This is a genomic window from Mucilaginibacter sp. P2_A5 (genome assembly GCF_056404995.1).
In genome coordinates this window covers 14,683-31,150 of record NZ_JBFUCY010000010.1, presented here as the reverse complement: position 1 = coordinate 31,150, position 16,468 = coordinate 14,683, and the positions used below count along the sequence as shown (strand labels likewise).

Sequence of the window (16,468 nt, the reverse complement as noted above, 5' to 3'; positions counted from 1 at the left end):
TGTAAAAATAAACAACTTGACAAAGCTTATTACTCAAAACGAATATTTTAACATTCATTAACACTTAAATAAAAACCGGCTGCAAATTGACTAAAAATAAATGAGTTTAAGGTGAATATAATACGGCCAATAACCACAAAATGTAACAGTAGCAGGCCGGTAAAGTAAATGCAACATTTTGCCGGCTATAGTGTTATGTAAAAACAAGTTATTGTTATGAAAATATCCGTGTTACTGATGGCCTTGCTGATGTCTGCAATGGTATTTGCTCAAAAGCATATTCCGCTTCCTCATGGTATGGTTTACGGACAAAAACCCGATACCGTGGCCATGATGACTGCCAGCAAAGTTGAAGCCTTTATGGGTAAAAAGACAAGAATAAGTACCACTATTGAGGCGAAGATCATAAAAGTGACCAAAGAAAAAGGCGGCTGGTTTGATATGGACGCAGGTGGCGGCAAAGTAATTGCCGCCCATTTTAAAGATTATAATATTACCTTACCTAAACAGTTGGCCGGCCGTACCGTAATCATCGAAGGGGTGGCCGAAAAAGTGTTTATTGCCGATGATCTGCAGCATCTTGCCGGAGATACCGTTGTTGGAAAAAAGCAACACACGGTAAAAACCGATCCGAAGAGAAAAGTAACTTTTGAGGTTAAGGGACTATTGGTAGATATTTAATGTAGATGATTATTCAATCAACCAATTTGGTGAACGAGTAGCTGTATATGATTCTCATACCGTAAATGGCCAGATTTTTACCGGTGTTATTCTTAAAATCGGCATGGAAATTAAGGTCGATAGTTTGATGGGGCCTCACAAATACCATATAGCCCAGCCCTCCGGTGCCACCGCCCCCCGTTTCGCCAAAACCATCACCCTCGGCATTTACAAATCCGCCTCCATGTACATATAGTTTAGGGTTTATATAAAACCTTACAGCAAGACCTGCGTAAACCAGGTACGGTATTTCCACACCAACAGATGGTGTTACGCTCACAAATCTATTCAGCCTGACCTCGCCCTGGCTTACAACGCCAAAACCAGGCATATTTTCTTTTGAGTAACTTAACGCACCGCCACCGCCAACGGCAAACTTAGCCTGGGCATCGGCCTGTTTAGAACAAATAGTTAAGCAAAATAATAAAAGAATAAGGGTGATAGCTTTACAGGCAGTTTTCATAAGGTTATGTTAAAACCAACAAGGGCCCTTTTGCCGGGCCTCTGTTGGTTAAATACAATAACGGTAAAAATACCGGTTAATGATAAGCTTAATTAAATTTTGTATTGCGGGATAAAACCGGTTCCAAGTAAACCTGGGCTGTAAACAGTTCTTTTACTTTTTGTGTCACCTCTGCACGGTTTACAAGGGATGCTTCGCGTTTGCATTTAAGGTGATGCTCCCTTGCCACTTTTTCGGCCAGGTCGCCAAGGGTTTTTACTTTTAACTCTTTGCCAAATTTACCGGCAAGTGCCAGGCCTGAAAGCGCTATGGCCAGGCCAAAGCATGCCATTATCGGCTGGAAAAAGAAACCGGCAACCGAGGCGGCTAAAATAAACGCGAACGCAGCTATTATGCCCTGTTTAGGCTCCAATAAATTGAGCTGGAAACCCATTTCTCTTTCTATTTCGTTAATAACCACTATACGGTTATCGCGCGGAAAAATGTCTTCAAGCTTTGTTTGGGGTTTTACCAGTTCACGCGGAGCGGCAGTGGTGGAGTTGATGGCATTCCTGATTTTATAAAATGCCTGCTGGGTGGTGCAGCTTTCGTTATTTACGTGTTTTACCTTTTCAACAACAATATCGCAAAGCTTACCGAAGGTTTTCACATCCCTTACAGATGTATCTTCGAAGCTGATATTAAATGATCTTTCAATTTTTACAAGAACGTCACCTAAATCGTCAGGATCAACACTACTAAGGTTGAATTCCTGGTTATTATTCAAATTAACTTTCAAACTATAGCAACTAAATTTAACCATAAATTGCCTGTAACCGGGGCTACAGGCAATTGTTTATTAGTATTTTAAACACTGTTAAGTCTTAAGTTCTAAGCCTTAAGTCCTAAGGCTGATTCGTTACTTTTAACTTAGGACTTGAGACTTTCGACTACAGACTACCGGCTCAGGTACATCGATTTCTCCTTGTACAGATGCCTGAAATACGGGTCCTGCAGGTTAGGGATAAAGCGGATAGCCTCGCCTGTAGACTTCATTTCAGGGCCTAACTCCTTATTCACTTCAGGGAATTTATCAAAAGAGAACACAGGTTCTTTGATGGCGTAGCCCCAAAGTTTGCGTTCGATGGTAAAGTCTTTTAATTTGGCCACACCCAGCATCACTTTAGCAGCTATGTTGATGTAAGGCACATCATAAGCCTTGGCAATGAAAGGTACGGTGCGCGATGCACGCGGGTTGGCTTCTATCACAAACACCTGGTCGTTTTTAACCGCGAACTGGATGTTTAGCAAGCCGCGCACGTTTAAGGCTTTGGCAATTTTAACAGTATATTCTTCCATCAGGCTGATCACATTGTCCGACAGGTCAAAAGGGGGCAATACTGCGAATGAATCGCCCGAGTGGATACCAGCAGGCTCAATGTGTTCCATTAAGCCAACAATATGTACATCGTCGCCATCGCTTATCGAGTCGGATTCGGCCTCGGCAGCACGGTCAAGGAAGTGGTCAATCAGTACACGGTTGCCTGGCAGGTTTTTAAGCAGGCCAACAACAGCTTTCTCCAAATCCTCGTCATTTATCACAATGCTCATGCCCTGGCCGCCTAATACATAGCTTGGGCGAACCAATACCGGGTAACCAACCTGGTGTGCAACCTCAAGAGCTTCTTCGGCACTTTCGGCTACGCCATATTTAGGGTAAGGAATTTCGAGTTCTTTTAACAGGTCGCTAAAGCGGCCACGGTCTTCGGCCACATCCATATCATTGAATGAGGTACCGATGATTTTGATGCCGTGCTCATGCATTTTTTCGGCCATTTTTAAAGCGGTTTGGCCACCAAGCTGAACAATTACACCGTAAGGTTTCTCCAGTTCGATGATCTCGCGCACGTGCTCCCAGTAAACCGGCTCAAAGTACAGCTTATCGGCCATGTTAAAGTCGGTTGATACCGTTTCGGGGTTACAGTTAACCATGATAGCTTCAAAGCCCGATTCTTTTGCGGCCAGTAAACCATGTACGCAGCTGTAGTCAAACTCGATACCCTGGCCAATACGGTTAGGGCCCGATCCTAATACAATGATCTTCTTTTTATCAGAGCAAACAGATTCGTTTTCGCCCTCGTAAGTTGAGTAGTAGTAAGGTGTTTTTGCGGGGAACTCTGCAGCGCAGGTGTCAACCATTTTGTAAACACGCTTAATGCCCAGGGCTTTGCGGCGCTGGTAAACGTCCTCTTCGGTAACGTTGCCCAAAATGTAGGCTATCTGGGTATCCGAGAAACCTTTTTGTTTTAGGGTGAATAAGAAATCTTCGGGGATATTATTCAGTGAGTAGCGGCGCAGCTCATTCTCTAAGTTAACCACATCCATGATCTGGTTAAGGAACCAGCGGTCTATCTTGGTAACTTTACGTACCGATTCGATAGGTACGCCAAGGCTTAAAGCATCGTAAATATGGAACAGCCTGTCCCAGCTTGGGTGTTCCAGGCTGTGCATAATTTCTTCCAGGTTGCGGCTTTGGCGGCCATCGGCGCCTAAGCCCGCGCGGCCAATTTCTAAACTCTGACAAGCTTTTTGCAATGCTTCAATAAAGCTGCGGCCAATGCCCATTACCTCGCCTACCGATTTCATTTGCAGGCCAAGTTCGCGGTTGGCGCCTTTGAACTTATCAAAGTTCCAGCGTGGTATTTTTACAATCACGTAATCCAAAGTAGGCTCAAAATAAGCCGAAGTTGTTTTGGTGATCTGGTTTTCTATTTCATCAAGGTTATAACCTATGGCCAGCTTGGCAGCAATTTTGGCAATAGGGTAACCGGTTGCTTTTGATGCCAGGGCAGAAGAGCGCGATACGCGGGGGTTAATTTCAATGGCGATGATGGCTTCATCGGCAGGGTTAACCGAGAACTGTACATTACAGCCACCTGCGAAGTTACCAATGGCGCGCATCATGCGGATGGCCTGGTTACGCATATCCTGGTAGCAACGGTCGCTCAGGGTCATGGCCGGGGCCACGGTTATCGAGTCGCCGGTATGGATACCCATCGGGTCGAAGTTTTCGATAGAGCAGATGATAATTACGTTGTCGTTATTATCGCGCAGCAACTCTAATTCGTATTCTTTCCAACCTATAACGGCTTGTTCAACCAAAACCTCGTGGGTAGGCGATGCCTGTAGGCCCTTGCTTAAAGCAGCATCAAAATCTTCTTTTTTGTGTACAAAGCCTGCACCTTTACCGCCAAGGGTATAGCTTGGGCGGATAACCAGCGGGAAACCAATTTCCTGCGCGGCTTCTTTACCTTCAAGGAAAGAGTTGGCAATTTTGGATTTGGCAACGCCTACACCAATATCAACCATTAATTGGCGGAAAGCTTCGCGGTTTTCGGTTTTCTCGATGGCGGCAATATCAACACCCACAATTTTTACATTGTGTTTTTCCCAAATGCCTTGCTCGGCAGCCTCAATACAAAGGTTAAGCGCGGTTTGACCACCCATGGTAGGCAGTACCGCGTCAATTTGCCGCTCGTTAAGTATCTGCTCGATACTTGCGCAGGTTAAGGGCAGCAGGTAAACATGATCGCCAATAACCTTATCCGTCATGATAGTGGCGGGGTTGCTGTTGATAATGGAAACGGTGATGCCTTCTTCTTTAAGGGAAAGGGCGGCTTGCGAGCCGGCGTAATCAAATTCGCAGGCCTGGCCAATAATGATGGGGCCAGAGCCAATGATCAGAACGGATTTGATGGAATTATCTTTGGGCATAGGGCTTTTTTTTAAATCAAAAGTTCTAAGTCAAAAGCTAAAGGATTTTTAACTCCTTTAAACGATTTTTCCTATGCACTGAAGGCGAGAAATCCCGACCTCAGTGTCGGGGTGCAAAGATAGAGTTTTGACGCACACAATTAATCTTTTTTTTGAATTAATATTTATATTTTATGTACGTCCTTAAATTTTAGCATTTCGGTGAGTTTTAGCTCCTTGCCGGTATCAAATCCGCATGGGTGGCCGGTTTTTTTTGAGTGGATAATAATTGCCAAATAACATATTATATCATTGCTGTTTAACGAAACAAATGGACTGTTAAATCAGTATACGTTTAAATATTAGAAACCGGGTTGCTGTAAGTTTTATATTATCCAATAGCTGCGGCAGGTCGTTTGTTTCAATAAAAAACTTAATATATTTATACAGGTATAAATTACCTATAAAACCAATTAAACTTGTAATTGTAGTATTGTACGATTACCTTACAGCGATAAATTATGATAAGGAAACCTACATTTTTTCTGTTTGCCGCTATTTTCTTGCTCGGAAGCTGTGGTATGTTACAGTCAATCGTTAAATCCACCTTCCCTTATACGGCTACACTGGTAATTCCGGCATCGTCGGATGTTGGCCAATCGCATACAGCCATAAGTACGGCCAATAGTTTCGACCAGGATTTTACAAAAGATGGCAACAATGCCAATCGGATAAGCGAAGTACGGATCATATCTGCTAAACTGCAATCAAAATCCCCTTCCGATTATAATATAGGGAACATCTCGGCGCTTAGGGTTTACATGGCTAAGGCTGATGGCACCGATGAAGTATTAGTTGCAGTACGTAAAGATATAACCCCAAATGTAGGAAACAGTATAGTGTTGGATATAGACAATTCGCATTTTTTGGACGAAATTGTAAGGGAGCCAAGCGTGCGTATCAGGATGGTTTACCTGTTGCGTAAAGCGGTTAATACCGATGTGGAGCTTAAAGTATCATTGAGCATAGGGGCCGAGCCCAGGGAGCGATAATATCAATACCCCGACAGCGCAAAAGCAACCGGCACCGAATACAGAACCCTGACAGGCGACCCAAAACGCATACCGGGAATCCACTTCGGCGAAGCATTTAATACTCTTACGGCTTCGGCATCGAGCTCCCGGCTAACAGATTTTGTAACTTTAACCTCTGAAACCTGCCCGCTTTTTTCAACAACAAAAGTTAAAACCACACGGCCTTGTATATTGTTTAGCCTTGCGTAGGTGGGGTATTCAATATGGTTGGAAAGATACCGGCCAAAGCCTTCTATCCCACCTTTAAATTGCGGCGGTACACCCCTTGTTTTAGTATAGGTATAAACCTTACCATCATCTAATGTTGCGGTACCTGAAATGAGCAGGCCGCTACTATAATTCTCTTCAAAGCGGGTATGAATATCATCAAACCTTCCTTTCCAAAGGCCTTCCCGTTTGCCATTTTTGATTTCACCCTCTTCGGTTATTTTTCTAAAATCGTTATTATAGCCAACATAATGCCCGTTACCATCGATAACCAATGGCGTTCCTAAAGAATCTCGGCAATCCGTCAATAAGTAGTTATCGTCAAAATCATTATAAGGACTGTCGTTATCAGGAAACTCCCTGCCAAGGTATAACTTGCCGTTTGGGAAATAATCATACGCGCTATTAATCTCTTTGCCTTTTTTGTAGGTGCGCACAGATTCTTTGTTGCTGTTTTTAAAGTACGTGATACACTGGTCCTCAAGTGTTACCGGATCGATGGTAGAGGTTTTACCCAACATCTTAATTTTCCCGTTAAGGTAGTACTCCAGAACATTGAAGAAAACAGTTCCAGAATCGGGCTCGCGAATGATTCTGATATAATCGGCACTGTCTCGTAGGTCAACATGTTTGCCGTTGTTTTTCAAAAAATAAACATTCTGGCGTTGGGCAAAGCACAGCGATGCCACGAAAAGAAAGGTAAAGGTTAAAGGTAATTTCATTAATAAAGCAAGTGCGTTAAAACCGGCACTAATTTACTTTATTAATTTATTATCGGCATCAGGAAATACCAATATTGGTTCATAAGCACGGGCTTCGTCGCGCTCCATATAGGCGTACGACATAATGATAACCACATCGCCAACTTGCGCCAGCCTGGCAGTAGCGCCGTTTAAGCAAACTGTGCCGCTGCCACGCTCACCTTTTATAACGTAAGTTTCAAAGCGGGCGCCATTGTTATTGTTTACTATCTGAACCTTTTCGTTCGGGATAATGTCGGCTGCTTCTATCAGGTCTTCATCAATTGTAATACTGCCCACGTAATTCAGCTCTGCCTGCGTAACCTTCACCCTGTGAATTTTGGACTTCAATATCTCAATAATCATGGCGCAAAGTTATAAACTTTTTTGTTCATGGGTCATAGTTGATGGTTCATGGCCAAAAAGATTACAATTAATTCATAGTCAACACATAATAAACAACCTGTGCCATGAACGATGAACCATCAACTATGAACTAAAGCATCAACATATTATCTATCAATCTTGTTTTACCGGCGCGGGCGGCTACCAGGGCAACAATGCTTTTTGTATCGGCAGTGGCCGGCAACAAGGTATCGCCATCAACGATTTCAAAATATTCAAGGGCGATGCCAGGTTCATCGGCTATCATCTGTTCGGCCTGTTGCTGTAACTCAAGAATGTTGCTATTATTGAAATTGGCTTTAACCCAGTTTAATGTTTTGGATAATATGAGGGCATGCTGCCTGTCATCGGCGGTTAAATGAATGTTCCTTGAGCTCATGGCCAGTCCATCGGCATCGCGCAAAATGGGGCACATCACCAGTTTTACAGGCATCTTCAATAAATCAACCATTTTGCTGATCACCATAAACTGCTGGTAGTCTTTCTGCCCAAAAAAAGCGATGTCGGGCTTTACAATGTTAAACAGTTTATTTACCACCTGCATAACACCCTGGTAATGCCCGGGGCGGAATTTGCCCTCCAGCAAATGCTCCAGCGGGCCTATATCTAAATGCCATTTCTCATTATCATCATACATGTCATCAACCGCCGGGTTAAACAAAATATCGCAGCCGGCCTGCTCCAGCATGGCTATGTCGGCATTAATAGGGCGGGGGTATTTTTCAAGGTCTTTGGGATCGTTAAACTGGGTTGGGTTTACAAAAATACTGCAAACCACTTCGGTGCTAATTTGCTGAGCCTGTTTAATTAACGATATGTGGCCATTATGCAGCGCGCCCATTGTAGGTACAAAGCCAACGGTTTTGTTGGCTTTATTGGCAAAGTACCGGGTTACCTGTTGCCTGGTGGAAAATATCTTCAATGCTTTTGGATTACAAAAATTTGGTAAAGGTGTGCATTTACGCAAAAAATACCAAAAGTTACTTGCACAATTCGTTGACAGTTCATATAATAATGATTATATTTGCACACTCAAATTTTTTGACTTCTTTACATATTTTTAATACTGATTAAGTGATGGGTAAATCTAAGCTATTGTTTATAACTCATGAAATGTCTCCTTTCCTTGAACTCACTAAAATTGCTGAAATAACACGCCAACTTCCGCAGGCAATGCAGGAGAAGGGATTCGAGATCCGGATCCTTATGCCGCGTTTTGGCAATATTAACGAGCGCAGGAACAGGCTTCATGAAGTTATCCGTTTATCGGGTATGAATATTATTATCAACGATAATGATAACCCGCTGATCATTAAGGTAGCATCTATCCCGGCAGCACGTATGCAGGTGTATTTTTTAGATAATGAAGAATATTTTCAGCGTAAACATGTGTTTGGTGATAAGGACGGTAAATTTTATGCCGATAATGATGAACGTATGATCTTCTTTTGCAAGGGCGCATTGGAGACTGTTAAAAAATTAGGATGGGCCCCTGATATTATCCATTGCCATGGATGGTTAAGCGCCCTGGTGCCTGCGTATTTAAAAACTACTTACAAAGACGATCCAACTTTTAAGCATTCAAAAATCATTTATTCGATTTACGAAAATGATTTTAATGATAAGCTTAGTGCCGATTTTGCCCAAAAAGCAATCATGAGCAACATGACCGAGGCACACGTTGACGCTTACAAGGAAGGTACTAATACTGCTCTTTATGCCGGTGCAATCCAATACTCAGACGGTATTGTTTTAGGCAGCGATAATATCGATGCAGATGTGTTAAATAATGTTAAAAACAGCAATAAATCGGTTTTAGAATTTGATTCTACCGCAGATTTCGAAAATTATTACAATTTTTACGACGAAATTACCAACGACGAATTGGTGCATGTTGCATAAGACTTAATATTATATATGAAATTTTTCAGATTAGACTTATTGACCCTGTTAATAAGTCTTTTTATTTTCAATAGCTGTAAGCGCCAGGAGGGCATAGGATTAGGGGTGGATACATCTGCCCAGGTAAGCGGCACTTTGCTTGTTGATACTACTGTTACTATCAATACTGTAGATGAAGATACCGTTACCGTAGTTACATCCGGTTTAACCAAAACACCGCTTGGTGAGTTTGCTGACCCGGTGTTTGGTACAACAAAAACTAACGTGGCACTGGGTATGCAGTTGCCAACCGCTCCCTATACTGTTCCTGCGGGTACACTTACTATAGATTCGGCCGTACTTGTGCTGGGCTATGCTGACGGTTTTTACGGCGATTCTGTGGTATCAAAGTATAAGATTAATGTGTACCAGTTGCAGGATAAGCCGGTTAACCAAACCTATTACGGTACCAAACGCTGGGCCAACCAGGGAACTGTTTGGGCAACCAAAACATTTACTGCCAATACACACGACAGCTTAACCATAGCCCGGATTCGGCAGGATACCGTTGATACCGTGCAACGCGTGGCCCCACAGTTGCGCGTGCCTTTCAGTAAACAGTTTATTTATAAATACCTTTTTAATGCCAGTGGCACTTCCCTGGCCTCTGATGCTGCATTCCAGGATGCTGTTAAAGGATTATACCTCACTTTGGAAAGGGCGCAGCCTTCAAATGCCGGCGGTACATTGCAATTAAACCTTGCATCTGCAAACTCTCATCTGGATGTGTTTTATAAGGCCAAAAAGGATACTACAACTGATACGGCAAGCGTATCGCTGACCTTCCCGATACATGCTGCCGAAATAAAGCGCCAGTACAGTGATGTGGTTGACAAAGCCAGAAAAGCGGCAGTAACTTCCCAAACTACAGTTTACCTGCAGGGCTTGGGTACATTACGTGCAAAAGTTGGGTTCCCCGGGTTAAGTAAGCTTATCGCCGATTCGATTGTGTTAAACCGTGCGGAATTGGTTATAACGCCGGTTCAGGGATCGGGCATTCCATATGCGCCGTTACCCAAACTGACCATGTACCAACTGGATATTGCCAAACAACGTATCCTAATCCAGGATGCATCGTCATCAAACCCGCTTTACCAGGCGGGCATATTTGGCGGCTTTTACACTAACACCACCAAAGAGGTGGTAAAAGCTTATCGCTTTGTAATTACAAGCTACATCCAGGATCTGCTCCGTAAAAAGACTACTGACTATGGAACATATATTGCGCCTGTTGATATTACCGAAGTAAATTCAACCACAGGGGCAACCGGGATAGCCCCAAGTGCGCAAATTGCCGGCCGTGCCATATTAATTGGCAGCGATAAAAATTCGCCTTACCGCATTAAGCTCAATATCTTTTATACCAAGATACCCAAGCTGTAAAATCGTAATTAAAATAAAAAGAATCCCCGCTTAGGGGATTTTTTTGTTTAAGCCCAAAGTGCTTCTTAAAATTATTTTTTAAGTAAGTGAAAACCTTCTGCTTTTCTGAAATAATTAAAATAATAAGCTATGAAGTGTGTTATATAGCTGATTATTTTTGCTCCATTTACACTTTATTAAATTTATTATGTGCGGAATTGTTGGTTATATAGGTTACAGGGATGCTTATCCCATCGTTATAAAAGGGCTTCATCGTTTAGAATACAGGGGGTATGACAGTGCCGGTGTTGCACTGTTAAATAAAGAACTTAGGGTTTATAAAAAGGCTGGCAAGGTTGATGATCTTGAAAAATTTGTAAAGGGTATCGACCTTAAAGGGTCATTGGGAATGGGCCATACACGCTGGGCAACCCACGGCGAGCCAAGCGACCGCAATTCGCACCCGCATTCATCGGGCAATCGCAAGCTTACCATCATACACAATGGCATTATCGAAAACTACGGCATCATCAAAGAAACGCTTATTGCCAAAGGCCACATTTTTAAAAGTGACACCGATACCGAAGTGTTGATACACCTGATAGAAGATATTATGGACCAGACCGGGCTTGGCCTGCGCGAGGCCGTAAGGGTATCTTTAACCAAGGTTATTGGCGCGTACGCCATAGTGATCATGAGCGCCGACGAACCCGACCTGCTGATAGCAGCGCGCAAAGGCAGCCCAATGGTTATAGGTGTTGGCAAAGGCGAATACTTTATAGCGTCAGACGCCACGCCGATTGTGGAGTACACCAAAAACGTGATCTACTTAAATGATAACGAAATTGCTTACATACACCGGGACAGCCTGCTGATAAAAAATATCGATAACTCGGTACAAACTCCCTATATCCAGGAGCTTGACCTGAAGCTGGAGATGCTGGAAAAAGGCGGGTACGATCATTTTATGCTCAAAGAAATATATGAGCAGCCGCGTTCTATCCGCGATTGTTTACGCGGCCGTATTTACCCACAGCAGGGCAAGGTACAATTGGGCGGGATTAAAGAATATACCGAAAAGCTGAAGAATGTAGACAGGATCATCATTATTGCCTGCGGAACCTCGTGGCATGCCGGCCTGGTTGGCGAATATTTGATTGAGGAATACGCCCGCGTACCCGTTGAGGTGGAGTACGCCTCAGAGTTTAGATACCGTAACCCTATCATCACGGAAAAAGATTTGGTAATAGCCATCTCCCAATCCGGCGAAACTGCCGATACCATGGCCGCTATTGAGTTGGCTAAGGAAAAGGGTGCCACCATTTTTGGTATATGTAACGTGGTGGGCGCATCTATTCCGCGTACCACGCATGCCGGTGTTTATACGCATGCCGGCCCCGAGATAGGTGTGGCATCAACAAAAGCGTTTACAGCCCAGGTAAGTGTTTTAACACTGATAGCCTTTTACATAGCCCAGCAGCGTGGTAAAATAACCCAAAGCAAGCTGGTTGAATATTTGACCGAACTAAACCAAATCCCTCAATTGGTAGAGCAGGCCTTAAAATGCAACGATCACGTGATAAAGATAGCCGCCAAATTTAAAGATTCAACCAATTGCCTTTTCCTGGGCAGGGGCAGTTCATTCCCGGTAGCATTGGAAGGTGCTTTGAAGCTGAAGGAGATCTCCTATATTCATGCCGAAGGTTATCCCGCTGCCGAAATGAAGCACGGCCCTATCGCGTTAATTGACGATGATATGCCTGTGGTTGTAATTGCAACCCAAAGTTCATCGTACGAAAAAGTGATTAGTAACATACAGGAAGTTAAAGCCCGCAAAGGACACGTAATAGCCATTGTTACCGAAGGCGATACCGAAGTAAGGGATATGGCCGACTATGTGATTGAAATTCCGCAAACCCACGAAGCATTTGTGCCGCTTATTGCAACCATCCCACTGCAATTATTAGCTTACCATATAGCTGTAATGCGTGGCTGCAATGTAGATCAGCCCAGGAACCTGGCGAAATCTGTTACGGTAGAGTAGGGGCGTGAGTAGTGAGTTGAGGATATGAGATTTGAGACGGCTTTACGATAGTTCAAATCTCATATTTTTGCTTTGCAAGGGGCCGGCATTTCGTATCCGATTTTGCCTTTTGCAAGGCTATCTCACGTCTCAAATCTCATGTCTCAAATCCAATAGAGGAATCCAATAAAATATTATATTTGCATAGGATTTATCTATACCATGACTATAACCCAGCTTGAATACATTGTGGCAGTTGATACTTATCGCAGCTTTGTTTTAGCCGCCGAAAAATGTTTTGTTACTCAGCCTACCTTAAGTATGCAGGTACAAAAACTGGAGGATACCCTTGGGGTTAAAATATTCGACCGCAGTAAGCAGCCCGTTACACCAACCGAAATTGGCATCGAGATAATTACCCAGGCACGCATTATGCTGTCTGAAAGTGAAAAGATCAAAGAAATTATTACCGACCGGCAAAAAGAATTATCGGGCGAGTTAAGGGTTGGCATTATCCCCACCATATCGCCCTATATATTGCCTAAGATCATTCATGGCTTTATTGAAAAATATCCGCAGGTAAAGCTTGTAGTATGGGAGCAAACCACCGAGGAAATCGTTCAGCAATTGAAACTGGGGATGATTGATTGCGGCATTTTATCAACGCCGCTGCATGAAAGCAACCTGACCGAGATCCCGGTTTTTTATGAAAACTTTGTGGCCTATGTATCAAAGAACAGCAAGCTTTCCAAAAAGAAAAGTATTACGCCCGATGATATTGATATGGAAGAGATCTGGATCCTGAACGAAGGGCATTGTATGCGCGAACAGGTATTAAATATTTGCCAGCGCCGCAAGGCCACCAAGGGCTTCCAGCATTTTGAGTACAATACCGGCAGCGTGGAAACCCTCAAACGCATGGTCGACCAAAATAATGGCGCAACCATATTGCCCGAACTTGCCCTCTCCGATTTAACCGATAAACAGCTCGACAAAGTCCGCTACTTTAAAACACCCGAACCGGCCCGTGAAGTAAGCATAGTTATCCAACGCAACTTTCTCAAACGCCGTATGATTGAAGCTCTCAAAAATGAGATCCTTGAGTTTGTACCCAAACGCATGAAGAGTAAGAAGAAAAAAGAGGTAATGGATATATAGGATTTTCGATTTCGGATTTTTGAATGTGGGGATTGTAGATGTTCAGATTTCAAATGTGCGGATGAGCAAAGCGAATCTTATAATGCCGTCTTGATACTTACTACTTGATACTTTTCTCGCTTCTTTAGAATCTTTCTAAATAAATTTGGATGAATTGTCATAATGGATTACTTTTGGCCATTATTTATAATTAGTCTAAATAAAAATGTGTCAACCCAAACTCAACTTTTACAAATTTTTTTCTCTTCTTTTTCTAGCCGCAGCGCTGCTTTTTACTATTAAGCCGGCATTAGCGCAACAAAACCGGGGTACAGTTAGCGGGCATGTGGTTACCAATACCAATAAGCCGGCCGATAATGTTTCGGTAATGTTAGAGGGGACCAAATACGGTACAGTTACCAATGATGACGGCGATTTTAGCTTCAGGGCGCCACAAGGTAAATACGTACTTGTAGTATCGCAGGTGGGTAGCCAAAGCCAGGAGGCGGCTGTCGAGGTTATCGCCGGAAAAACCGTTACAGTGCCACAATTCACGGTTTCTGATATTACCCGCGGCTTGCAGGAAGTAAATATCAATGCCAATAAAACCAATAAGTTTAAACACAATAAAAGTATCGATGTATCTAAAATGCCTTTGAACAACCTGGAGAACGCTTCGGTTTACAATAGCATAAGCAGCCAGTTGTTGCAGGAGCAACAGGTGTTTTCGGTAGATGATGCCATACGCAACGCGTCGGGTATCCAAAAAATGTGGGAGGCAACCGGCCGCGGTGGCGATGGCGGCGCTTATTACGCAAGTCGTGGTTTTGTTGTACAGGCTGCGTTGCGCAATGGTATTGCAGGTAATGTTACCAGCTCTATTGACGCATCTAATATCGATCGTATCGAAATCATCAAAGGGCCATCGGCTACTTTATTCGGCAGCAGCCTTACTTCGTACGGAGGGTTAATAAACCGTGTAACCAAAAAGCCTTATGATTCATTTGGCGGCGAAGTATCCACCTCGGCAGGTAACTTTGATTTTCAGCGGGTGAGCGCCGATATCAATGCCCCGCTTGATGCCGGCAAAAAAGTATTGTTCCGTTTAAATACGGCTTATAACCACGAGGGCAGCTTTCAAAATACCGGCTTTAACCGCACGGTTGCCATAGCGCCAAGCCTGGTTTATAATGCTACCGATAGGTTAAGCTTCTCGTTTGATGCCGAGCTGTTTTACGGTAAAAGCATTGGTAAACTTATTTTCTTTTTCCCGTATGGCGTTTCTATAGCCGATTTAGGCCATGATCGTGCTGATCAACTCCCGGTTGATTACAGGCAATCATACATGGGCAATGATTTAACCGAAACATCAAGAAATACCAATTTTTATGGCGAAATAAAATATAAAATCTCCAATTCGTGGACCTCGCGTACCAACATCGCATCAACCCATAGCTACTCTGATGGTTTTGGCCCATACTTTTACCTGCTGCCCGGCGATTCTGTTTCCCGCAATGATCAGTCAACCCGCAAAAGCAAGGATGATATGATCGAAATTCAGCAGAATTTTAATGGCGATTTCAAGATCGGGAAGTTCAGGAACAGGTTTGTAGGCGGGCTTGATTTTTTCAGGGACAACTCCAACCAGTTTTTCTTCGGCAGTACCCTGGATACCGTGTCATTAAAAGGGACCCAAAACTACGGCAACTTTAATAAGGCCGCGATGGATGCCATGTATGCCACCGGTACCTATGGTTTTACGTATCCGGCTATTTACATCCGCAACACCTACAGCGCATATGTATCTGATGTATTCAACGTTACCGATCAGTTGCTTGCATCGGCAGCCCTGCGGGTAGATCGTTTTGTTAATATCGGCAACTATGATCCTACCACTAAAACCAGGTATGGTGCTTATCAACAGACCGCTTTCTCACCAAAATTTGGCCTGGTTTATCAGCCGGTTAAAGATCATGTATCCTTATTTGCCAATTATCAAAACAGCTTCCGCAACCAAACCGGCATTACCGAAGATAACAAACCGCTTAAGCCAGAGCATGCCAACCAAATTGAAGGCGGCGTTAAGCTGGATTTGTTTGAGGGCAAGCTGAGCAGCACCGTTAGCTATTACGATATCAAAGTTAAAGATATCACCCGCCCATCGGCTACGCCAAACAGGGTTATCCAGGATGGTACCCAGCTGAGCAAAGGTATCGAGGCCGAAGTAATTGCCAACCCTATTGCCGGCTTAAATGCTGTTTTGGGCTTCTCCTACAACGATTCTGAATACGATGCTACCACCAATGCCGATGTGGCCAATCGCCGCCCGGGTACAGCATCATCGCCATACCTGGCCAACTTTTGGGTAAGCTACCGTTTACAAAAAGGCGCGGTTAAAGGTTTAGGCTTTGGCTTTGGCGGCAACTATGCCAGCGACAACAAAATTATTAACAGCGTAAGCCAGGGTGTATTTACTTTGCCCGCATACACCATTTTTAATGCATCAGCCTTTTACGACCTTAAGCATTACCGCATAGGCGCGAAGATGGATAACCTGACCAATCAAAAATACTGGATAGGTTACACCACCGTTAACCCGCAAAAATTAAGAAACTACGCCCTTACATTTACCTATAAATTTTAA

At 43.5% G+C, this 16,468-nt stretch carries 13 protein-coding genes; 7 read left to right on the top strand and 6 right to left on the bottom strand.

Annotated elements, in window-relative coordinates:
• Positions 1–216: 216 nt before the first annotated feature.
• Complete coding sequence (locus AC1DXF_RS10325; RefSeq protein ID WP_477448234.1) at positions 217–681, top strand: DUF4920 domain-containing protein; 465 nt, start codon at positions 217–219, stop codon at positions 679–681.
• 13 nt (positions 682–694) lie between these two features.
• Here the strand turns inward: AC1DXF_RS10325 and AC1DXF_RS10320 are convergent, their stop codons facing one another.
• The 3 genes from AC1DXF_RS10320 to carB all read right to left on the bottom strand — a co-directional run bounded on the left by AC1DXF_RS10320 (position 695) and on the right by carB (position 4,936).
• Entirely contained in the window at positions 695–1,183 is a 489-nt protein-coding gene (locus AC1DXF_RS10320; RefSeq protein ID WP_477448232.1) for a hypothetical protein, read from the bottom strand.
• A gap of 88 nt (positions 1,184–1,271) precedes the next feature.
• Complete coding sequence (locus tag AC1DXF_RS10315) at positions 1,272–1,961, bottom strand: acyl carrier protein (protein ID WP_477448230.1); 690 nt, start codon at positions 1,959–1,961, stop codon at positions 1,272–1,274.
• 158 nt (positions 1,962–2,119) lie between these two features.
• Positions 2,120–4,936 carry a carbamoyl-phosphate synthase large subunit gene (carB, locus tag AC1DXF_RS10310; protein ID WP_477448228.1) on the bottom strand — a complete coding sequence of 939 codons (2,817 nt, stop codon included), beginning with the start codon at positions 4,934–4,936 and terminating at the stop codon, positions 2,120–2,122.
• A gap of 560 nt (positions 4,937–5,496) precedes the next feature.
• On the opposite strand from carB, the gene AC1DXF_RS10305 reads away from it, so the two are divergent.
• The gene (locus AC1DXF_RS10305; RefSeq protein ID WP_477448226.1) at positions 5,497–5,967 is read left to right on the top strand and encodes a hypothetical protein; all 471 of its coding nucleotides are present in this window, start codon (positions 5,497–5,499) and stop codon (positions 5,965–5,967) included.
• 2 nt (positions 5,968–5,969) lie between these two features.
• On the opposite strand, the gene AC1DXF_RS10300 is transcribed toward AC1DXF_RS10305, so the two are convergent.
• The 3 genes from AC1DXF_RS10300 to panC form a co-directional block, all read right to left on the bottom strand.
• Entirely contained in the window at positions 5,970–6,938 is a 969-nt protein-coding gene (locus tag AC1DXF_RS10300; protein ID WP_477448224.1) for an energy transducer TonB, read from the bottom strand.
• Positions 6,939–6,971: 33 nt separating this feature from the next.
• A complete protein-coding gene (panD, locus tag AC1DXF_RS10295) occupies positions 6,972–7,322 on the bottom strand; it encodes an aspartate 1-decarboxylase (RefSeq protein WP_477448222.1) in 351 nt (116 codons plus the stop codon).
• A 130-nt stretch (positions 7,323–7,452) separates the two neighbouring features.
• Positions 7,453–8,283: a pantoate--beta-alanine ligase gene (panC, locus tag AC1DXF_RS10290; RefSeq protein ID WP_477448220.1), complete on the bottom strand. Its 831-nt coding sequence runs from the start codon at positions 8,281–8,283 to the stop codon at positions 7,453–7,455.
• Between the two features lie 155 nt (positions 8,284–8,438).
• Here panC and AC1DXF_RS10285 point away from each other — a divergent pair, with 155 nt between their 5' ends.
• The 5 genes from AC1DXF_RS10285 (at position 8,439) to AC1DXF_RS10265 (ending at position 16,468) form a co-directional block, all read left to right on the top strand.
• Positions 8,439–9,263: a glycogen/starch synthase gene (locus AC1DXF_RS10285; protein ID WP_477448219.1), complete on the top strand. Its 825-nt coding sequence runs from the start codon at positions 8,439–8,441 to the stop codon at positions 9,261–9,263.
• 15 nt (positions 9,264–9,278) lie between these two features.
• Positions 9,279–10,685 (top strand): DUF4270 family protein, encoded by a 1,407-nt coding sequence (locus AC1DXF_RS10280; RefSeq protein WP_477448217.1) that lies wholly within the window; start codon positions 9,279–9,281, stop codon positions 10,683–10,685.
• A gap of 187 nt (positions 10,686–10,872) precedes the next feature.
• Complete coding sequence (glmS, locus tag AC1DXF_RS10275) at positions 10,873–12,708, top strand: glutamine--fructose-6-phosphate transaminase (isomerizing) (protein WP_477448216.1); 1,836 nt, start codon at positions 10,873–10,875, stop codon at positions 12,706–12,708.
• A 201-nt stretch (positions 12,709–12,909) separates the two neighbouring features.
• A complete protein-coding gene (locus tag AC1DXF_RS10270; RefSeq protein WP_477448214.1) occupies positions 12,910–13,845 on the top strand; it encodes a LysR substrate-binding domain-containing protein in 936 nt (311 codons plus the stop codon).
• 205 nt (positions 13,846–14,050) lie between these two features.
• Entirely contained in the window at positions 14,051–16,468 is a 2,418-nt protein-coding gene (locus AC1DXF_RS10265) for a TonB-dependent siderophore receptor (protein WP_477448212.1), read from the top strand.

Excerpts from the sequence above, each read along its gene's own strand:
- AC1DXF_RS10325 (WP_477448234.1), top strand. The coding sequence starts at position 217 with ATGAAAATATCCGTGTTACTGATGGCCTTGCTGATGTCTGCAATGGTA.
- AC1DXF_RS10320 (WP_477448232.1), bottom strand. The coding sequence starts at position 1,183 with ATGAAAACTGCCTGTAAAGCTATCACCCTTATTCTTTTATTATTTTGC.
- carB (WP_477448228.1), bottom strand. The coding sequence starts at position 4,936 with ATGCCCAAAGATAATTCCATCAAATCCGTTCTGATCATTGGCTCTGGC.
- AC1DXF_RS10305 (WP_477448226.1), top strand. The coding sequence starts at position 5,497 with ATGTTACAGTCAATCGTTAAATCCACCTTCCCTTATACGGCTACACTG.
- AC1DXF_RS10300 (WP_477448224.1), bottom strand. The coding sequence starts at position 6,938 with ATGAAATTACCTTTAACCTTTACCTTTCTTTTCGTGGCATCGCTGTGC.
- panD (WP_477448222.1), bottom strand. The coding sequence starts at position 7,322 with ATGATTATTGAGATATTGAAGTCCAAAATTCACAGGGTGAAGGTTACG.
- AC1DXF_RS10285 (WP_477448219.1), top strand. The coding sequence starts at position 8,439 with ATGGGTAAATCTAAGCTATTGTTTATAACTCATGAAATGTCTCCTTTC.
- AC1DXF_RS10280 (WP_477448217.1), top strand. The coding sequence starts at position 9,279 with ATGAAATTTTTCAGATTAGACTTATTGACCCTGTTAATAAGTCTTTTT.
- glmS (WP_477448216.1), top strand. The coding sequence starts at position 10,873 with ATGTGCGGAATTGTTGGTTATATAGGTTACAGGGATGCTTATCCCATC.
- AC1DXF_RS10270 (WP_477448214.1), top strand. The coding sequence starts at position 12,910 with ATGACTATAACCCAGCTTGAATACATTGTGGCAGTTGATACTTATCGC.
- AC1DXF_RS10265 (WP_477448212.1), top strand. The coding sequence starts at position 14,051 with ATGTGTCAACCCAAACTCAACTTTTACAAATTTTTTTCTCTTCTTTTT.